The 17620-nt window shown below is 33.6% G+C and carries 14 protein-coding genes; 2 read left to right on the top strand and 12 right to left on the bottom strand.

Annotated features, from left to right (window positions below; all coding sequences use genetic code 11):
- Window positions 1-22 precede the first annotated feature (22 nt).
- Complete coding sequence (locus F6K15_RS15890; protein WP_293062295.1) at window positions 23-1420, top strand: flippase; 1398 nt, start codon at window positions 23-25, stop codon at window positions 1418-1420.
- Between the two features lie 60 nt (window positions 1421-1480).
- A complete protein-coding gene (locus tag F6K15_RS15885; RefSeq protein ID WP_293062293.1) occupies window positions 1481-3448 on the top strand; it encodes a hypothetical protein in 1968 nt (655 codons plus the stop codon).
- Window positions 3449-3824: 376 nt separating this feature from the next.
- Here the strand turns inward: F6K15_RS15885 and F6K15_RS15880 are convergent, their stop codons facing one another.
- The 12 genes from F6K15_RS15880 to F6K15_RS15825 all read right to left on the bottom strand — a co-directional run bounded on the left by F6K15_RS15880 (window position 3825) and on the right by F6K15_RS15825 (window position 17513).
- Window positions 3825-4907, bottom strand: coding sequence for a glycosyltransferase family 2 protein (locus F6K15_RS15880; protein ID WP_293062291.1), 1083 nt, complete (start codon window positions 4905-4907; stop codon window positions 3825-3827).
- A 75-nt stretch (window positions 4908-4982) separates the two neighbouring features.
- Window positions 4983-5510, bottom strand: coding sequence for an acyltransferase (locus F6K15_RS15875; RefSeq protein ID WP_293062290.1), 528 nt, complete (start codon window positions 5508-5510; stop codon window positions 4983-4985).
- Between the two features lie 80 nt (window positions 5511-5590).
- On the bottom strand, window positions 5591-7213 hold the full coding sequence (locus F6K15_RS15870) for an SDR family oxidoreductase (protein WP_293062288.1): 1623 nt from the start codon (window positions 7211-7213) through the stop codon (window positions 5591-5593).
- Between the two features lie 307 nt (window positions 7214-7520).
- Entirely contained in the window at window positions 7521-7757 is a 237-nt protein-coding gene (locus F6K15_RS15865; protein WP_293062287.1) for an acyl carrier protein, read from the bottom strand.
- 50 nt (window positions 7758-7807) lie between these two features.
- Window positions 7808-9661: an HAD family hydrolase gene (locus F6K15_RS15860; RefSeq protein WP_293062285.1), complete on the bottom strand. Its 1854-nt coding sequence runs from the start codon at window positions 9659-9661 to the stop codon at window positions 7808-7810.
- Window positions 9662-9875: 214 nt separating this feature from the next.
- Complete coding sequence (locus tag F6K15_RS15855; protein WP_293062283.1) at window positions 9876-10919, bottom strand: NAD(P)-dependent oxidoreductase; 1044 nt, start codon at window positions 10917-10919, stop codon at window positions 9876-9878.
- Between the two features lie 584 nt (window positions 10920-11503).
- Complete coding sequence (locus F6K15_RS15850) at window positions 11504-12226, bottom strand: TylF/MycF/NovP-related O-methyltransferase (protein ID WP_293062282.1); 723 nt, start codon at window positions 12224-12226, stop codon at window positions 11504-11506.
- A 55-nt stretch (window positions 12227-12281) separates the two neighbouring features.
- Window positions 12282-13004, bottom strand: a complete 723-nt coding sequence (locus F6K15_RS15845) for a class I SAM-dependent methyltransferase (protein WP_293062280.1) — start codon at window positions 13002-13004, stop codon at window positions 12282-12284.
- 45 nt (window positions 13005-13049) lie between these two features.
- On the bottom strand, window positions 13050-13877 hold the full coding sequence (locus F6K15_RS15840) for a hypothetical protein (RefSeq protein ID WP_293062278.1): 828 nt from the start codon (window positions 13875-13877) through the stop codon (window positions 13050-13052).
- A 4-nt stretch (window positions 13878-13881) separates the two neighbouring features.
- Window positions 13882-14421 carry a metal-dependent hydrolase gene (locus F6K15_RS15835; protein ID WP_293062276.1) on the bottom strand — a complete coding sequence of 180 codons (540 nt, stop codon included), beginning with the start codon at window positions 14419-14421 and terminating at the stop codon, window positions 13882-13884.
- Between the two features lie 26 nt (window positions 14422-14447).
- Complete coding sequence (locus F6K15_RS15830; RefSeq protein WP_293062274.1) at window positions 14448-16124, bottom strand: glycerol-3-phosphate dehydrogenase/oxidase; 1677 nt, start codon at window positions 16122-16124, stop codon at window positions 14448-14450.
- 45 nt (window positions 16125-16169) lie between these two features.
- Window positions 16170-17513, bottom strand: a complete 1344-nt coding sequence (locus tag F6K15_RS15825; RefSeq protein WP_293062272.1) for a glycosyltransferase family 4 protein — start codon at window positions 17511-17513, stop codon at window positions 16170-16172.
- Window positions 17514-17620 lie beyond the last annotated feature (107 nt).

Here is a 17620-nt window from a genome sequence, read left to right as displayed (position 1 = left end):
AAAGATTATCTTGTATTATAACATGAAAAACTTACTAAAGCGTTTGGATTGGTCTTATTTTTATACTCTTCTCGGAGAGGGAACTCTAGCCTTAACATTTTTCTACTATATTATCTTAGCTCGTGTTCTTGGACCAGAGCGCTACGAAATATTTGCTGCTGCTGTTGCTCTGGGAGGAGTATTTTCCTTATTGATTCAATTTGGACTACCTTTTCTCATGCAGCGAGAGGTAGCTGCAAATCCAGAAGTAGCTCCTAAATCTACGATCAAGTTTCTATCTCTCCAGGGATTAAATACTTTACCTATTCTGGTTGTGTTACTACCTTTGGCTATGCTTCTGCATTTTGAAGGGGAGGGATTAATCGTTTGCTATCTGGTGATATTTGCAGAAGTATGTCGCAGTACTAAAATGACTTTGCGTGCTGTACTTAAAGGAATGGGTTGGTTTAGAAGCGAAACAATTTCTGTGGCAATCGAGCGTTTAGCGGTTGTTTGTTGTGTTTTGGGGGTACTTCTATGGACTAATAATTTGGTATTAGTAGTAGCAACCTTAGTATTAGTTAGGTTTCTAGAAATTTTAGGTTTATTGTATTACCTGCATCGAAAGGTAAATATCTGGAGTTCTTTTAATATCGGTAGCTTACGAGAATTGTATCGTATAGCTTACCCTTTTGCTATATCTGGGGTTCTCTGGGTAATCTATTACCAGGTTGATGTGCTGATGCTTAAGGCGATCGCTTCCACTGGAGAAACAGGTTTTTACAGTGCTGCTTACCGGATACTAGAAATTTTTTCTGCTTTACCAAGGGTAGTTTTTCAAGTAGCTTTTACTAGATTTGCTAAGTATCATGCCAACGATCCCGAAAGACTCCCAGAGCAAGTCTATAAATCTACCAGGGTTTTATTAGCAGTCGTACTACCTGTCCTCATTATTGCTGGATTCTTTCAGACCAGTTTAGTGAAAGTTCTTTATGGTGATGCCTATAGATATTCTGTCTATCCTCTTGCTATTTTGCTACCCAGTCTCAGTATCAAAACTTTTGCCAGTATGTTGAATGTTTTTTTTCAATCCACTGGCAGGGAAAAAAAGCTACCTCGTCTTTTGTTTATAGCTGCCACTGCTAACATACTTATTAATTTGATTTTGATTCCGTATATTGGATCGGTTGGAGCTGCATTAGCGACTTTGCTTAGTGAATGTATCCTTTTGGCACTATTTGTCAGATTAATGATTAATATCGGGTATAATCAAATTGGTAAAAGTATGGTAATACTGGCAGGACTTAGCTTAGTTGCTGCAAGTATTCCCTCTCTGATTCTTGTAGGAGTAAAACCTATTATCGGGACTATATTGTTAGTAATATGTTTTGGGTTAATTGTTTTGATGATGCAGAAAGGTAGATTTATTCTATCATCCTAGTAATAAGATAATTACTGTTAAACAATCTCAATATACTAAATATTAGTAGGGGAAATTACTGTGGCAAAAAAATGGTTCACTACACTTATTAAAAAAATTAAAGGTTTAATTAGAGATAGAAGTTCTATTGCTCTAAAAAACTATTTTATCAAAAAAGCATCTAAACAGGAACCTCCATATCAAGAGCCTAATCCACTGGCTAATCTAATTTTAAAGGTACAAGAATATTTGCACAATAGCTCTATTCCTGAACCTACTGGTTTATCAAAGGATACTTATATTGCAACAATTCAGGGAATCGTTAATTTCTTTCGGCAGTATCAAAGCACTGATGGACGAATTTTAGATCCCTATGCACAGACAGAAAAACAATACAGCACTCCTTGTTATTCCTGGGCAGCTACAGTATTGATAATCAATGGTTATAGTGACAATGATTTACTCGAAAGTGCTAGCAAAGCCTTAGAAAATTCCATACAACAACTTGTAGATGGTAATGCAGCAGACGATCATGGTGATTTTTTTATTTTTCCTATCATGTTAGCCTATGAACATCTTCGGGAAATTGTATCTGCCAACCGTCGTCAAAAATGGGAAGATTTAATTCGTAATATCGATCCAGATCGTGCTTATTGGAGTAAATTGCATGGTGGTGGCACTAATGTAGAATTAAGTGCAATAGTAGGTGAATTTCTCCGATATAAAGCTGGTTTTACCGATCTAAAATATGTAGAGAGCAATTTAGCTCGTCAAATACCACTTTTCACACCAGAAGGACTATATAGAGATCAAGCTTTAACAACTATCCCTTATGACAACTATGCTCGTCATTTATTATCGGCTATGTTGTATTTTGGTTATCAAGGAAAATACCAAAAAGCTCTGGAAATTATTTTAGATCGAGGTTCGTGGGCATCTCTATTAATGCAATCTCCTTGGGGAGAGTTACCCTTGGGAAGTCGGAGTTCCCAACATCAATGGAATGAAGCACAGTTATGTGCCATTTTTGAAATTTGGGCAAGGCGAGAAAAATCTCAAGATAATATAGTTGCTGCTCAAGCTTTTAAACGAGGCGCTAGATTAGCTTTGAAGTCTGTCCGTCGTTGGATTCGTCCTTCTGGAGAAGTCTGGATAGTCAAAAATCGCTTCGATCCTCAGCAGAGACATGGATATGAAACCTATTCTTGGCATTCACAATATAATTTATGGACTGCCAGCGCATTAGCATTCGCATGGTTATTTGCGGATGATAGTGTTTCTGAAGGTGCTGCACCTTCTGATATAGGTGGTTTTATTGCCCAAATATCACCAGAGTTTCACAAAATTTTTGCCAATGCTGGTGGTTTGTATATAGAAATTGATACAAAAGCTGACAAGTTGTACAACAGTACAGGATTAATTCGCATTCATAAGGCTGGTGTAGATCCCCTAGTTGGACCTAGTGCAACCAGTGACGTACCTGGTTGGAAAAACAATATTCAGAATACTGCCCTTGCCATTGGTATTTCATGGCCAAAAGGTAAGTCTTGGGAATCCTTGGCTCAGTTTGGAGGTTACACATTTTATTCTATTCTACCTCGTTCTTGGAAACCTATGATGCAGTTTGGTAGAGGTCAGGTAAAAGATATGGTGGTTGATGTGCATGAAGAAACGACTCAACATTTGAATTTTACTGTGCATTACCATTTATCCTCAACTCAAGTCAACCAAGTTATTGAAACCTATGACGTAACACCAAAACAAATTCGTGTAGTTGCTAAAGTTGATGGAAAAGTAGATCGAGTTAAGGTATGCTTTCCTATACTTGTTTTTGATGGGGAAAAAGAAACTAATATTGATATTGAAGGAGCGACTGCCAAGATAAGTTTGGGAGACAGTCAACAGATATTTAGAATTGAGTCTCCAGATAGAGTTATTTTAAATATTACCAAAGCACAAGTATATACTCGCAATGGTTATTTGGATATAGTTGAAGGGCAAGCAGAAGGAAAAAGTATTATTTATACTCTGACACCAACTATTAATTGAAAGAATTAATTGAATTAAATAGTTCGAGAAACAGCGTTGCAGATTAATCTTCAGTTTTAATTGATTCTTCAGGCAACTTCATAAAAATAAAATAATTTTTGACGATCGCTAGTGACCGATATTCACCACATTAGTTTAGTATTAAACCCACATTCCGCACGTCAATTTGTAGCATTGAAAGTAGTATAAAAAAAAAGGGAATTAATAAGTATTTATACTATATAGATCCTATTCATTAACCTTTCTGTTGAGTCAAATTCTCAGTCAAATATTAAGCATAAATACTCGATGGAGCTAGATAATTAGCTAGAATCATTCCCTACTGACTACTGACTACTTGCACTTAATACTACATTTTGAAGTGGGTAATGTAGGATTAAATAACTGGATAAATTAACTTCCAATATAAACTGAAAAATGTATCTAACAATGATTTTAAAAATTTTAAGACTGGATTATCTAGCAGATCGCGTCCTAAAAACATAGGGTCAGCAAAAAGAACTTCTTTATCAGAAACTTTTCTAAGGGACTGAATTGATTGGCGTTTTTGCATTAGGTCAGACCAAACAGAAAATACAGCTAGTATTGCTGATACATAATCTTTGATAGCTCCTTTGAGTAACAAGAAGGAAATTAAGAAAAACTCATAAACTACAAAGGCTGGGATTGATAGTATTAAAGTTCGTAGAGAATAAAGTGTTATAATAAAATACCAACGATTTCTTACCTGATAAAATACTTTTGATGTTCCACGTTTTTTGACCCTATGATAACAAGTTGCTCCAGGAACTGTATAAAGTTTGTAACCAGATAAAGTTAGTCTAAAAGTAAACTCACCATCAGTCTTACCAAAAAAATAATCCTCATCAAATAAACCAATAGCTTGAGCTGGTAGCTTTGAAATTAACATACAAGTTCCTGAAGTTGCATGGATCTGTGTAATCTCTTTTACCCCTGCATTTAGTGGCTTGTCAGGATTTAGAAGAATTGCTTCTGCCATATAATGGAGAAAAGTACCTTCATATTGAATAGTATCCTGCTTATCATAATAAACCAGTTTCGGAACCCAAACAGCACCATCTGGGTCAGTTTGATAAGCTTTTACCAATTCACTTAAGCAATTTTCTTCTAAAACAGCATCATCATCTACTAACAAGGTCAAATTATCATCTGGAGTATTTTTAATTCCCAAATTTCTTGCTATATTTGGTCCCTTATTTTCCGGTGAATCTATAATCTTAACTTGAGGGTAATTTTCCTTGACCCATTCAGGGCAGCCATCAGTAGAGGCATTATTAATAAAGAGTATCTGACTAGGCTGGTATGTTTGAGAAAGTATAGAATCAAGACATAATTTAACTACTTTCATACCGTTATAAGAAACCACAGCCACAGTAACTTCTGGGTTATCCTGTGATGGTTTTTCAATTAATTGTTTGTCTTTTTCGTTAATGTTCATTGTATTGAATTATTCTGATATTTTTTAACAAAAACTTATAATAAGTTTAAGTCTAAGTCGAGGTATTAAATATTCTTACCTTCTCTTAAATATTACTTTTGCCGGGTTTCCCATCACAATACTATTTTCAGGGATTTTTGAAGATACAACTGAGTTAGATGCCACAATTACCCCACTACCAATATCTGCCCCATCTAATATAGAGCATCCAGAGCCTATCCAAACATTATTAGCAATTTTAATCCCATGTTTAGAAATAGTTCCTTGTTCTTGGATGGTTACATCAAGTTTGTCATATCGATAATTATTACCAATAATTGAAGTATTATTACCAATCATTGAATAGTCACCAATTTCTAATCCTTTGTGATGAGATACAATACAACATCCAGTCGCAATTACAACATTTTTACCAATTTTCAAAACACCATTAGTTTTGATCTTTGTAAAAGAACCTATTTCCGTATTTTTTCCAATTGTTAACAAATCATTCAATTCTACTTCTGCTTTGGGGCTAACTTTTGCTCCATATTTCAACAGATAATAAATAGTTACTATGGGAGCAGGAATTAAAAAACGCCGGATTACCTGGCCTATTGTCATATTAAATTATCCATCCTAATTTTAATAAACTAATCTTTACTTAACAGTGAAATTATATTTTTTTATTTGATATTATTTGATTATCCGAAAGGTAAATCGCCTAAGTTTAAAACCACTTTCTGTCCGGTGATAGAATTTGCCCAGTTAGAGGCTAAAAATAAAATGCTTTGAGCAACTTCAATTGGTTGTAAATTTCTGCCAAAATCTCTGGAAGCTGCTATTCTTTTTGTGAAATCTGAAGGTATACATGATACTAAGTCTGTCTCTGTCATATTGGGTACGACAAAATTGACTTGTATATTTAATTTTGCGAGTTCTTTTGCTAAACTTTTTGTGTAGCCTACTACAGCACTTTTTGCTGTTATATATTGACTTTGCCCAGTGACTGGATTTTCTACAAAAATTGTTGATAAATTTATTATTTTACCAGACTTTTGTTGTTTTAAAATCGGCAATATAGCTTGACAACAATTGTGCATTCCTTTTAAGGATACTTCTAATTCACTTAAATAATCTTGCCACTCTAGTTTAACAACATTTTTAGGTATAGCTTCTTTCACTGCATTATTAACTAATACATTGACAGTGCCAAATTTTTCTACCACCTGAGCAATAAATTTTTCTACTTCTAATTTTTGTCTAATATCACATTGCAATGGAATAGCAACTCCACCATTTTTTTCAATATCCTCAACAATTAATTCTGCATCTTTTTTTCCTTTGTAATAATTAACGACAACTTTAGCACCGTGCATTGCAAATAATTTGGCAGTTGCTGCTCCTATTCCACGACTAGCACCAGTAATAACCACCACTTTATCTTTTAAGCCCATATCTATATAATTAGATTTTATTTCTTGGCAACTTATAATGTTTTGTGGTGGAGAATTTACTACTACATTTAATTTACCTGTTGCTAAAACAGTATTTTCTTTTAAAAGGGTAGTAGCTACTTCCATAGATTCACTTGCCACAGAAACTTTACCAACTTCTCCAACAAGTTTTATTGATTCAGATAAAGGAACTTGGTCTGAAAATGAAAATTTAAATTTGGCAAATGTGGCATATTTTCCTGGCAATTTCATTCCCACCAATGTAGATAACAATAGAGTTGAAATTAAGTTATGGCTAATTGGTATATCTATGGAATTAGTATTACTTGAAAAACCTTCATTAATAATAGAATCTAAATATTTTTTCAGCAGTATGGAGTTAAGCAATATATTTAACTCTTCTTTTTTATTAGCGATTTCATTAATAGTCCAGTTATTCTCTGAAACTTCATCTAATAAGCAAGAAGTTTGATTTGGAGCTATATCTCTGATTTCCTGATTAAAAGGGTATAAAGTAAAATTTCCTTTAGACTTTATTACTATTTCTTCATTCAGATGATTATACCAGATAGCATTATAGGAAAATTTTCCAGTTTCTGTTTCTGAATATGTGTAGTCTAGTCTAATTTCATCACCAATTAATATTGGCTTACGAAAGCTGGTATCTAGTTCTAAAAATTCTACTTGTTGGTCTGGAAAGTTTTGTTGAATTAGAGAAATAAAACTAAAGGGTAACATTCCATGAACAAGTCGTTGCCGATATTTAGTTTTTCTGGCAAACTCTTCATCCATATGCAAAGAGTTATAATCACCACTGATGGAGGCAAAATTTGCAACCATTTTTTCATGGATTTTGAATACCTTTTCCATGGTCTTTTCTTTCCTGAGCAAAAGTATTTCTAATTAGGGCTTGCTGATTAATTCTAAAAGTATTGACTGATATTGGTTTTAGCGTTTTAGAGTAAAAAAAAGTACCAGCTTTTCGGTGGCAAGAGCTGCATAAAGCTAGTATTTTGGGATGATTATGGCAGAAAAATTGAGAGATAATTCTTAACTCCTACCTCCTAGCTCATTCCCATTTATCCTGTATTTCCCTCCTGGGAGGGGGAGGGGCGAGGGGTGGGTTGTCTCCTGTCTCCTACAAAGAGCAAAAAGACTTTCCATACGCAAACCCTAATTAATTAGCATGGTTACTAATAACTTTTTTAATTTCTGAGAAATTTACCATAGAATCAATTTGATCCATTGTTAAGCTAATTTTAAATTCTTCTTCTAAGGCAGTAATCATTTTGAGATTATTTAATGAATCCCAAGTATCAGCATTTTCTGGTCCAAATTCATCGGTGATTTCTTCATCATCAATTTCCAAAATATCTGTCATAATTTCTTTGATTTTATCTTCTAGACTTTCCATTAATTTCTCCTTTTTTTTATAGGACCTCGCTTTTAAGGACGGGGTTTAAATTAAGCAATAATTTTAATCCATGAACTATCAATCAATTTAGCAGATTCTGACTTGAGAATATATTTTTTTGTACCCGTCTCCTCTTTTTTTACTACCTCAAATCCTTGCTGTTCAAAAAAATCTACAACTGGTTTATTTTTTTTGGTTGGAATGTAGGTGGCGCTAAGTTGAATTTCAGGATGGTTGGTTAAATATTTAGTTTTCAGATGGTTAACGATCGCCGTTTCTATTCCTCTACCCATTGCTCTACAACTCATTATCAAACTATCAATGAGCAAATAAGGTTTTTCTCGGAGGTCAAGCAGATATAGAGCGATCGTACCAATTTCTCCAAAGTTATCATGGGCAGATATTACAGTCAAGTCATAATTACTATCTTGAAAAAACTTCTCTACTTCTGCCATTGAATAACGAATGGTTGTCAGATTAAATTGATTGGTTTTGCTAAATAGTTGATGCACGCGAGGTAAGTCTTCTTCAGTTGCTTCCCAAATCTTAATTTCTGTTCCTAAACTTTCCAAATAGCTTGCCATATCTCCAATCTGCTGCTTATGCTCTTCCCGTTGTTTATTTTGGATATACTGAGTAGCTTTGCTTAAATCATCTTGCAAAATTTGGACTTTTTCAAACTCATTTAGTTGCTCTAGCAATTCTGAATAAGTAGCAGGATCGGATGGCAATAGTATAGTTTTAACTTCTGGCATCATTTGAGTTACTAAACTGCACTCTGCCGGATTATCATCTATAAAAACTAAACTATCTGTGCCAATATTTAAAGTAGAAGCAATTTTTTGCAAATTTTTGTGCTTAGGTTCCCAGTTAATTTCCATTGCTGAAAAGTCAGATTTTTTCAGAGGCATTTCTGGTCTTTTTTCAAAAGCTTCTAAAGCATCATTGATATTATTTTTACTACAAATTGCCAGTAATATTCCTCGGTCTTTAACTGTTTTAATTTTGCGTTGAAATTCTAAAAATGCTTCCGAAACTGGGTCGCCTTGACCGATTTTAATACCCATTACTCCTTCTTCTCCAACGACTCCTCCCCACAGAGTATTATCTAAGTCGAGTACAAGACATTTTTTGGTATAACCTTTAATTGCTTTTATATATCTAATTAATTCCCTGGCAATAGTTGGGAGAAAATTTTCTCGCCATTCCATTTTGGCGATATAATACATTTTTGGATTGTGGACTTGTTCTTTACCAAACCTTGAAGCTAACCGTTCAATATCAAAAAGATGTACTCTTGACTCTTTTTTTAGCAAACAAAGCAGTGCCAGATTTAATTCTAAATAAAATTCTGATTCTCCATACTCCTGATTTAGGTCAGCAATACCAGTTTGATAAAAATTTGGTTGTAGAAAGTTACTTATCAGAATATTTGCACTGGTTTGATTAAGTGCCACTTTCAGCCAATCTGATATATGTGAAATTATAAAATTTAAACTATTTTTTCTTTCATCTAAAGATAAGCTTGAATACTCATAATATATTTTCGGCTGTAACTCTCTCAGAGATATATCTAAATAAATTAAATCGGGATTATAGTTAATTAGAGGGGAATTAGGATTGAGTAATTCCTGAAAATATTGCTGATAGCTGCCAATATATTCTTCTGCAATTATTCCTTCAGAAACAGAGAAAGCATTAACATAAGAAGGCAAAGGTTCAATTGTATAGTTTCCTAGATAGGCAATTTTAAATTCTGGTTTCTGAGAGAGTTTTTTGATACTTTTATCGATTAAGCTAATTTCTGTACTTTTAATTTCTGAAAAATCTACTTGTTTAACTAGATTAACTAATTCCTCGAGAGAATTTGTGTGTTTCAAAAGTTGCTTAAGCTTTTTATCCATCTTTCCTATATCTCTAATTAAATAGTTAATACTTAACCTAATTATTTACTTATAACCATCTCTGTTATTGATACCAATTTGTAGTCTTTTGAATCCTTTCTTTAATTTAGTATTGAGGTTCAACTCCTAAAACTTGTTTAGATTTTTCAAATTCCCGATTATTTAGGACATAGACTGATGATAGATAAAAGACTAGGAAATATTTTTTCTACTGTTACTTGTTGCCTGCTTTAGAAAGTAAAACCCAGCCATTATCTAGATACCATTGAGCTTGTTCTTTTAATCCCTCTTCATCTGAATGAGCAGTTATAAACCCTAATAAGTTTCTCATTTTGGTTGTATTAAATGAGCGGTCTTTTGTATAAAATGCTAGCCTCCTTCTGTATATAGGTGGTTCAATTCCTAAAGGCCGACAAATAAATTCTAAAATGTCTCCGAGTGCAAATATAGGAGCTGCGGGGAACTGCAAAAATTTTGCCGAAACTCCATAATATTCACTGATTATTTTTACCAGATTTTTAAATGTCATAGCTTCAGGACTACCACAGATAAAAACTTCTCCTACTGCTTGTGGATGAGTTGCAGTTAATATAAAAAAGTTAGTCAAATCGTCAACATGAATAAAATGTAGTAAGTTACTACCATTTCCAATAACTGGTACTCTACCTTTAGCTACCCATTTAAAAATTTTTAATAGTCTTTTTTCTCCCGGACCGTATATTCCAGCTGGTCTAACTATACTAACTGGTAATCCTTCTTTTTCACCAAACTGTTTAATCCAAATTTCTCCCTCTAGTTTAGTTTCTTGATAAATATCTCCTGGTTTCATCGGACAGTTTTCATCACCAGGTGGGTTTTCTACATGACCATGAATTCCTATAGTAGAAACGTGAACAAAACGTTGAAAATTTGCTTCTTTTAATGCTGCTTTTGCTAATAGTTGGGTGCTTAAAACATGAACGTTATAATAACCAATATCGGCAGATTTTGCTTCCCGAAATGGAGTCACCATGTGAAATATATAGTTAACTCCTTTCACAGCTTCATCTATTAAATTTTGGTCAAAAACATCTCCTTGAAGCCATTTTATTGGCATTCCAGCAAATGGTTTTAAGTTGGAAGTTTTACGAGCGATCGCTACTACTTCTACGCCTTGTTTAACTAATTTATTTACCAGCACTGAACCTGTAAATCCTGTTGCCCCAGTTATTAAGGCACGAGAATTTGGTGGCAGTTTATATTTAAAGTTTTCCTCCATATTTTTTTCTTTTTATAAATGTTTTAGTTGATTTTTAGAGCTTATTTATCAAGTAAATATTAAATCAGCTCACTTGCCTATTCAATGTCATTGCGAGGGGGGTTGGGAAAGCAATTATTTTGATGTACTAAATCTGCCTCACTCCGTGGCAATCCTTGGCCCAGTAGTCAAGACGCAAGATTGCTTTGGCTGACTCAATTTCTACTCCAAAAGGTTAACTCGTTTGATCGTCGCCTCACAATGACAACATCAAACTGTCTTTAAGGGGGTCAGAAAAGCAATTATCTTGGTTTACCATTTTAACTGATTTGATTACCATCTCCCAATGACAATATTATGCTTTATTTCTTAATCAAATATTAGAGAATTTAGCAATTACAGGTAAACCAAATAAACTGGTTATCTTGTTAATCTAATTGACTGTTCTAGTATTTAATAAATACCCGGATATTTTAACCCCCGATGAACTACTATTGGCATAAAAATTAGTGGATAGCGTTCTGTTTGTTTTAAACCTAGAGATTTTAAATAATCTAGAATTTCTGATTCTTGATCACAAATAAACCGAAAAGGGTTTTCTGAATTTATCTTATGATAACAGCTACAGTAAAGCTAGATTCACAATAACCTAAATACTCATACTTCAATCCTTTCTCAATTACCAATTCCTGAAAAGCTTTATATTCGTGATTTTTCCAACCAGGATAATTAAAATATTCATCAAACTGAATAACTGTTCCAGGAACTATTCGATCTTTTAGGCAATCAAATATAGTTTTGGTTGAAGAATAAATATCGCAATCTATGTGTAAAAATGCTACTACATCCCCATGAGTTGCGGTAAATTCTGGTAAGGTTTGATCAAACCAACCAGCATGAACCTGAACATTATTCCTAACATTAGGAAGTTTACCACCTGCCGAAAAACTTTGCTTACCTAAATTGCCAAACCAAGGCTCTGGTAATCCCTCAAACGAATCAAATCCATGTACAGTTTTGTCAATATGATTGGCAATAAAATTGATTGATTTAGCTTGCCAACCACAGCCAAATTCTAAAAATAAACCATTTACTTTTACTTTTGACAAACTCAATTTTAACAATTGATTGCGAGTTTGAAAGTAAGGTACGGTCAGCATATTTTTTTCAACATAATCAGCGGTTTCTAATGCTGCCTTTCGATACAAATTAACCCAGATATTTTGAGCACCCTTTCCCGTTATTTTAGCAATTAGTAAACTCTTGATTTTGGATAATAAATTCTGAATACCTCTTAAACTAATCCTTAGATTATTTAGTATTCCCATATTTACTTTTTCTCCTGCCTATAGTAGATGCAATATTTTTATGGATTCAGATATTTTATGGTGTAAATTTTGCAATTACAGGAGAACCAAATAAACTGGTTAATCCTGTTAATCTAATTGACTGTTCTAATGCTGAAGAAATACCCGGAGATTTTAAGGCGCGATGAACTACCATTGGCATAAAAAATTGTGCATAGCGTTCTGTTTGTTTTAAGCCTAAAGATTTGAAATAATCTAAAATTTCTGATTCTTGATAACAGATAAATGGTCTTGTATTACCTTCTAAACCTTTCTTCAGTTTAAACAAATAGGGAGCAATAGAATTAACGCTTCTTACTGTAGGATAATCTATTATTACTGCTTTTTTAGCAACCCTAGTTAGTTCGGTTAAAAAATTATGCCATTGAGTTACATGAGCTAGAAATCTATAACTAATTACTACATCAAAAGCATCATTTGGATAGGGTAACTCTAAAACATTCCCTACTTGAAATGAGCAAAGATTAGCATCTACAAATTTTTGAATTCTTGCCTGACAAATTTCTGCACTACCTAAGATTGTAACTTGGTAGTTATTGTTGATTAAAGGTTCTGTTAATTGACCATGACCACCCCCTACATCAAGTATTTTGGCATTGGAATAGGGAGCTAACATTTTTAAAGTTGCTTCTTCCTGTATTTTCAGCAACCAAGCACCAATATTTCCCGCAAAACGGGAAGCATAATCATCGGAAGATGTTTCTATATCTGCAGTTTCTGGAAAATTAGTTGTCACCATATTTTATATTCCATTCTTTACCCTGATTAACAACTTTCTATTTTGCTAATTATGAGCACCATATCTAATCGCAAATTGGTTACGAATAAATTGAAATGGTGTTTCCAGGGAACCATAGGGTTGAACTGAAGTAGTAGGATTTAATAAAATCTCCTTCATACTTTTTCCTGGTTCGGCCAAATTCAATTCACCCTCTACTATAAACCCAAAGCTTCCTGGTCTAGTATATTCAGATTTTAAGGGTAGAGGGTCTGTTCCTGGCAAAACTTTCCATCCCCTCTGTTCAGCTAATTTAAAAAAAGATGGTCTCGGCCAAAAACTAGGACGACCACTATTGTCACCGAGATATACCATAGAAAAGGTATCTGAATTTAATAATTTTTGTAAAATATTACCTCTTTTACCTAGCCATTTTCCTACTCCCCAAGGTAATACGGGTATGCCATTTTTTGATACTATGTTTTGGATGGTAGTTTCTACTGGTAAACCATCTGCAAATTCATTATCTGAAATTAGGGCTAAAACTTCTAATTTTTCTGCGGTTACAATTTGCCGACCAGCAATGATGAAAATTTTTTGATTTTCGTTATTAGTAGCAGAAATTGATATTGATTCTTTAGTTGGAGCTAATTTCCAGTTATTAATTTGGTGATGATTTTGAGCATATTCTAATAATCTACTAAATTCAATATCGCCAAGCATTTCTGTTAAAAATATCAAAAAAACCGAGTTTTCAAGATCGGTTTTTGTTCTAGATATTTTATGAAAATTGATTAGAGATGCGTTTAATAGTTGGTCAATTTCAAAACATTTATGAATATGAACGTGAGCATCTGCTATAATTTTTTGATTTATTTTGACTTGACTATTCATTGATTTATTCAGAAAATTTGCTGGAACAACAATTCTTCCATAGCCATAATATACTGACAATTAATACTGAGTAAGATAATTCCCAAGCAATAAATATAAAATGACTAAGATCAAATACTCCTCTGGAGTGATGAACTGCTGGAAACACAGATATTGTTGATTTAAAAAATGTATCTGTCAAAGGCCACAACAATTGTACACCTGAACCACCAGCCGTCAATAAATCTAATAATAAATGAGAACTATAGATAATAAAAGTAAATAAGAGTATTTTTTTAAATGAAGATTTGCGGAAATAACTAATTAGCCAACCAACTATCAAACTAAAACCAATGGCAAAAATTAAAGTATGGGTAATACCTCGATGAAATCTTTCTCCTGTGATTAACTGGGGAAGAAAATCAAAGTCAGGAAAAATGGCCACAAAGACAGGATAAAAATTCCCCAAGTTCCACCAATGAGATGCATAATCTTTTGATAGTTTTTTGGGTAGAAACTTAGCTAGTACATATCCAGAAACTGAGTGAGCAATAGGAGATGGCATAATTAAAATTAAATTGCATTTTAGTCTTAAAAATTTGATGCTACTATAGCCGAAGTAATTCCAAACTTATTCTTAATTTCCTGTACTTCTTCCTCTAATTTAGTCGAACTCCAGCTTAATTCTTTACTCATTACTTCAGCACAAAATTTAATAGTTTCATCTCCTGGATATCCAGCACTACCTAATTCTGTACGTCGAAATATTACATCACTTAATTTATAAGCCATTTCTTGATGAATAGCGTGGAGAATTTCGGCTTTAACAATTGCCCATTCGCTCTCATAATTTTCCAAATAATTAAGAACTTTTGGATAAGCAGAGCCGTAGGTATAAACTAGGCGACGAATTCTTAATTCTGTTAAACCTTTCGACCGCTTTTCTACAATAGTATTCTGTAAAAAATCAGTAAAGTTTTCTATTTCTCCACCATATATAGATGTAACTGATGAAACTGACTTGGGAGATTTTTTTCCTAATGATTTGAACAAATAATTAACTACTTTTTCAGCTACATCTCTGGCAGTGGTATATTTCACTCCGACTACTGAAATTAAACCTAATAATCCAGTTTGGGAATGGTCAAAAATTTGATAATGTTTTGCTAAGATGGGTTCGCCTGTTTTGGAGTTAATATTAGTTGTTGGTAACATTCCCCCATGTACAAATGAAATCTCTTCCCGCTTTAGTTTTGCTGGTGGGTATGCTTGGTTGATGGCAGCCAGAAATTGACTGATATCTGCTTCTGTTATTTGGAAATTATCTGGGTCTTGACTATAAACGGCATACTCTGTACCAATAATTGAGCGCCCACGCCAAGGAGAAATAAATAGAAAGCGACTACCTTTGTTAACTATAGCATCTGAGTCAGCAGAACTATTTTTACTGGTAATACCTACTGCATATTTTTCAAATAGAGGGCGAGTGGTAACTAAATTCATCGCTTTAGCCAAACCAAAAGGCGATCGCTGTTGTTGGTTGACCATACCTAGAATTTTATTTACCCATGCTCCACAGGTATTGATAACTGTTTTGGCGCGGATGTCAAACTGATTTTCAGTGAGTTTGTCTGTTACTGTTACTCCATTGATACGATTATTATTTTGGATAAACCCAGTAACTTCGACATAATTTGCTAAACTTGCCCCTGCTTGGTGAGCAGAATGTAGAAATGAAATAGTTAATCTTTCTGAGTTGTAGACTTGAGCATCGTGGAATATTGCCCCACCAGTTAAACCTTGAGTTGAAATACCAGGAAGTAACTCCAAACATTTCTCAAAAGAAATGACACCACCGTTAGGAATATGTTTTTGTTGGTCTAGGAGTCTATTGCGATCGCAACTTACCAAGTCATTGACTGCTAATGCTACAGACAAAGCTTCTTTTCCCTTCAACCCATGTCCATAAGTAGGGATCAACACTGGCAGTGGATGAATAAGATGGGGTGCTATTTTCATTAAAGTGGTGCGTTCGTGAATTGACTCTCGCATCCGCTTAAAATCGGCATTTTGTAGATATCGCAGTCCTCCGTGAATAGTTTTTAAGCTATTAGCAGAAGTCGCCGCACCAAAATCATTTTTTTCTACAAGGGCTACAGAGAGGCCACGCAGACTTGCTTCCCTGGCTAGAGTAGCTCCGTATATTCCTCCACCTATTACCAGTACATCGTAAACTTGATTAGTTAGTTCTGTTAAATTTCTTTCCATAACATCTGAAATCTAAGGATGTAGATGAAGATAACTTTACTAACCTTAAGATACTTGATAATCTCCTGATTCCACAAGCATAAGCATTTTTTCTGAGTCTCCTTTCTGATGTTGATCAGAGTTAATTGTTTCTTTCACTTCATTGTAGAGACTACCTAATTTTTCACAAAAAGCAGCATAACTATGTTTTTTCTGAACCATCATTTTACCTGCTTCCCCTAATTTTAATCTGAATTCACGGTCTTTAGTTAGAGAAATTATTCCTTTAGAAAAATCTTGAGGATTAGGGTGAGATAACATTGCTGTTTTGTTGTCTAATACCTGAGTATGAGTTGGTAAATTAGTTGCCAATACAGCTTTACCACTATCAAGATAAGAATATATTTTCATTGGTGTATTCTTACCTTTGGTCCGAGGAGATACTAAAACGTCAGCTTGAGCGAGATAATTTCCTAGTTCGCTAGCAGGTTTTTTTCCTAAAAAATGTACTTTTTCTTTAATTCCTAACTTTTTGGCTTTATTTTGATATTTTTTAATATCTTCTTGCTCTCCTCCTACTATCACTAAATCTACTTTTTTTGTTTGTTTTAGTGCTAAAGCAAAACTATCTAGCAGTAAATCTATACCTTGATATTGTTCTAAATTGCCCACATACATTAGCATTGTATTGCTAATTTTTAGCTCTTTTCTGAGATTCTGTTTAGTTGCAACTTGTTTTTCATTTAACAAAGAAACATCTGGTAATAGTACAACCTTTTTGGGTTGATATTGATTGATATTATTAGCCAAAGCTTGACATACTGGAACTACAACTTCTGCATTTTTTACTGCGTGTTTTTCCAGCCATTTTAAAACAGAAATAAAAGGTGAAAGAAACGGATATTTTTCGACCATTTGCTGAGATAAAGAAGAATCCATATCATAGATGTAGGGAGTCTTAAACAAAAATTTTAGTAGTAATGCGATAAATACTGATTCTTCTACAGCATGAATTAAACTATAACGTTTCTGGGAAAGTAGTTTAGCTACTTCTAGGAACATTAATAGGTCATAAATAATTTTCTTCCAAGAAAATCCAGGACGTACATTTTTGACAAATGGGATGTTGATTGTACGGTATATATTAGTATTTTTATAGTCAACATCTTTCCCTTCTGGATAGGTTACTACATCAACTTTATCGTTCTTTTCTGATAAAAATTTTAAAACTAAGTTATCAGCAATAGGTGAACCTCGGTCTTGATAAAAAGGATGAGGAATTAGAAATAAAATATTTAAAGGAGAAGCAGCGCTTTTAGATTTATAATTGATGATTTCTAGCTTCTTATTGCTCTTTACATCAAACAGCTGTCTTTCGTAATTGTTAGTTAAAGTAAATGATTCAACCATAATTCAAACCTCTTTAGAACCTCATAAATTTCTGCTATTACATTTGGTCACGCAATTTTACTTGCAGATAAATAAAATTACGAAATATACTTGAATTCACAAAAGTA

The sequence above is a fragment of the Okeania sp. SIO2B3 genome (assembly GCF_010672525.1).
Taxonomy (GTDB): domain Bacteria; phylum Cyanobacteriota; class Cyanobacteriia; order Cyanobacteriales; family Microcoleaceae; genus Okeania.
The sequence above is the reverse complement of the archived record's forward strand: the minus strand, read 5'-3'. Positions and strand labels throughout refer to the sequence as shown.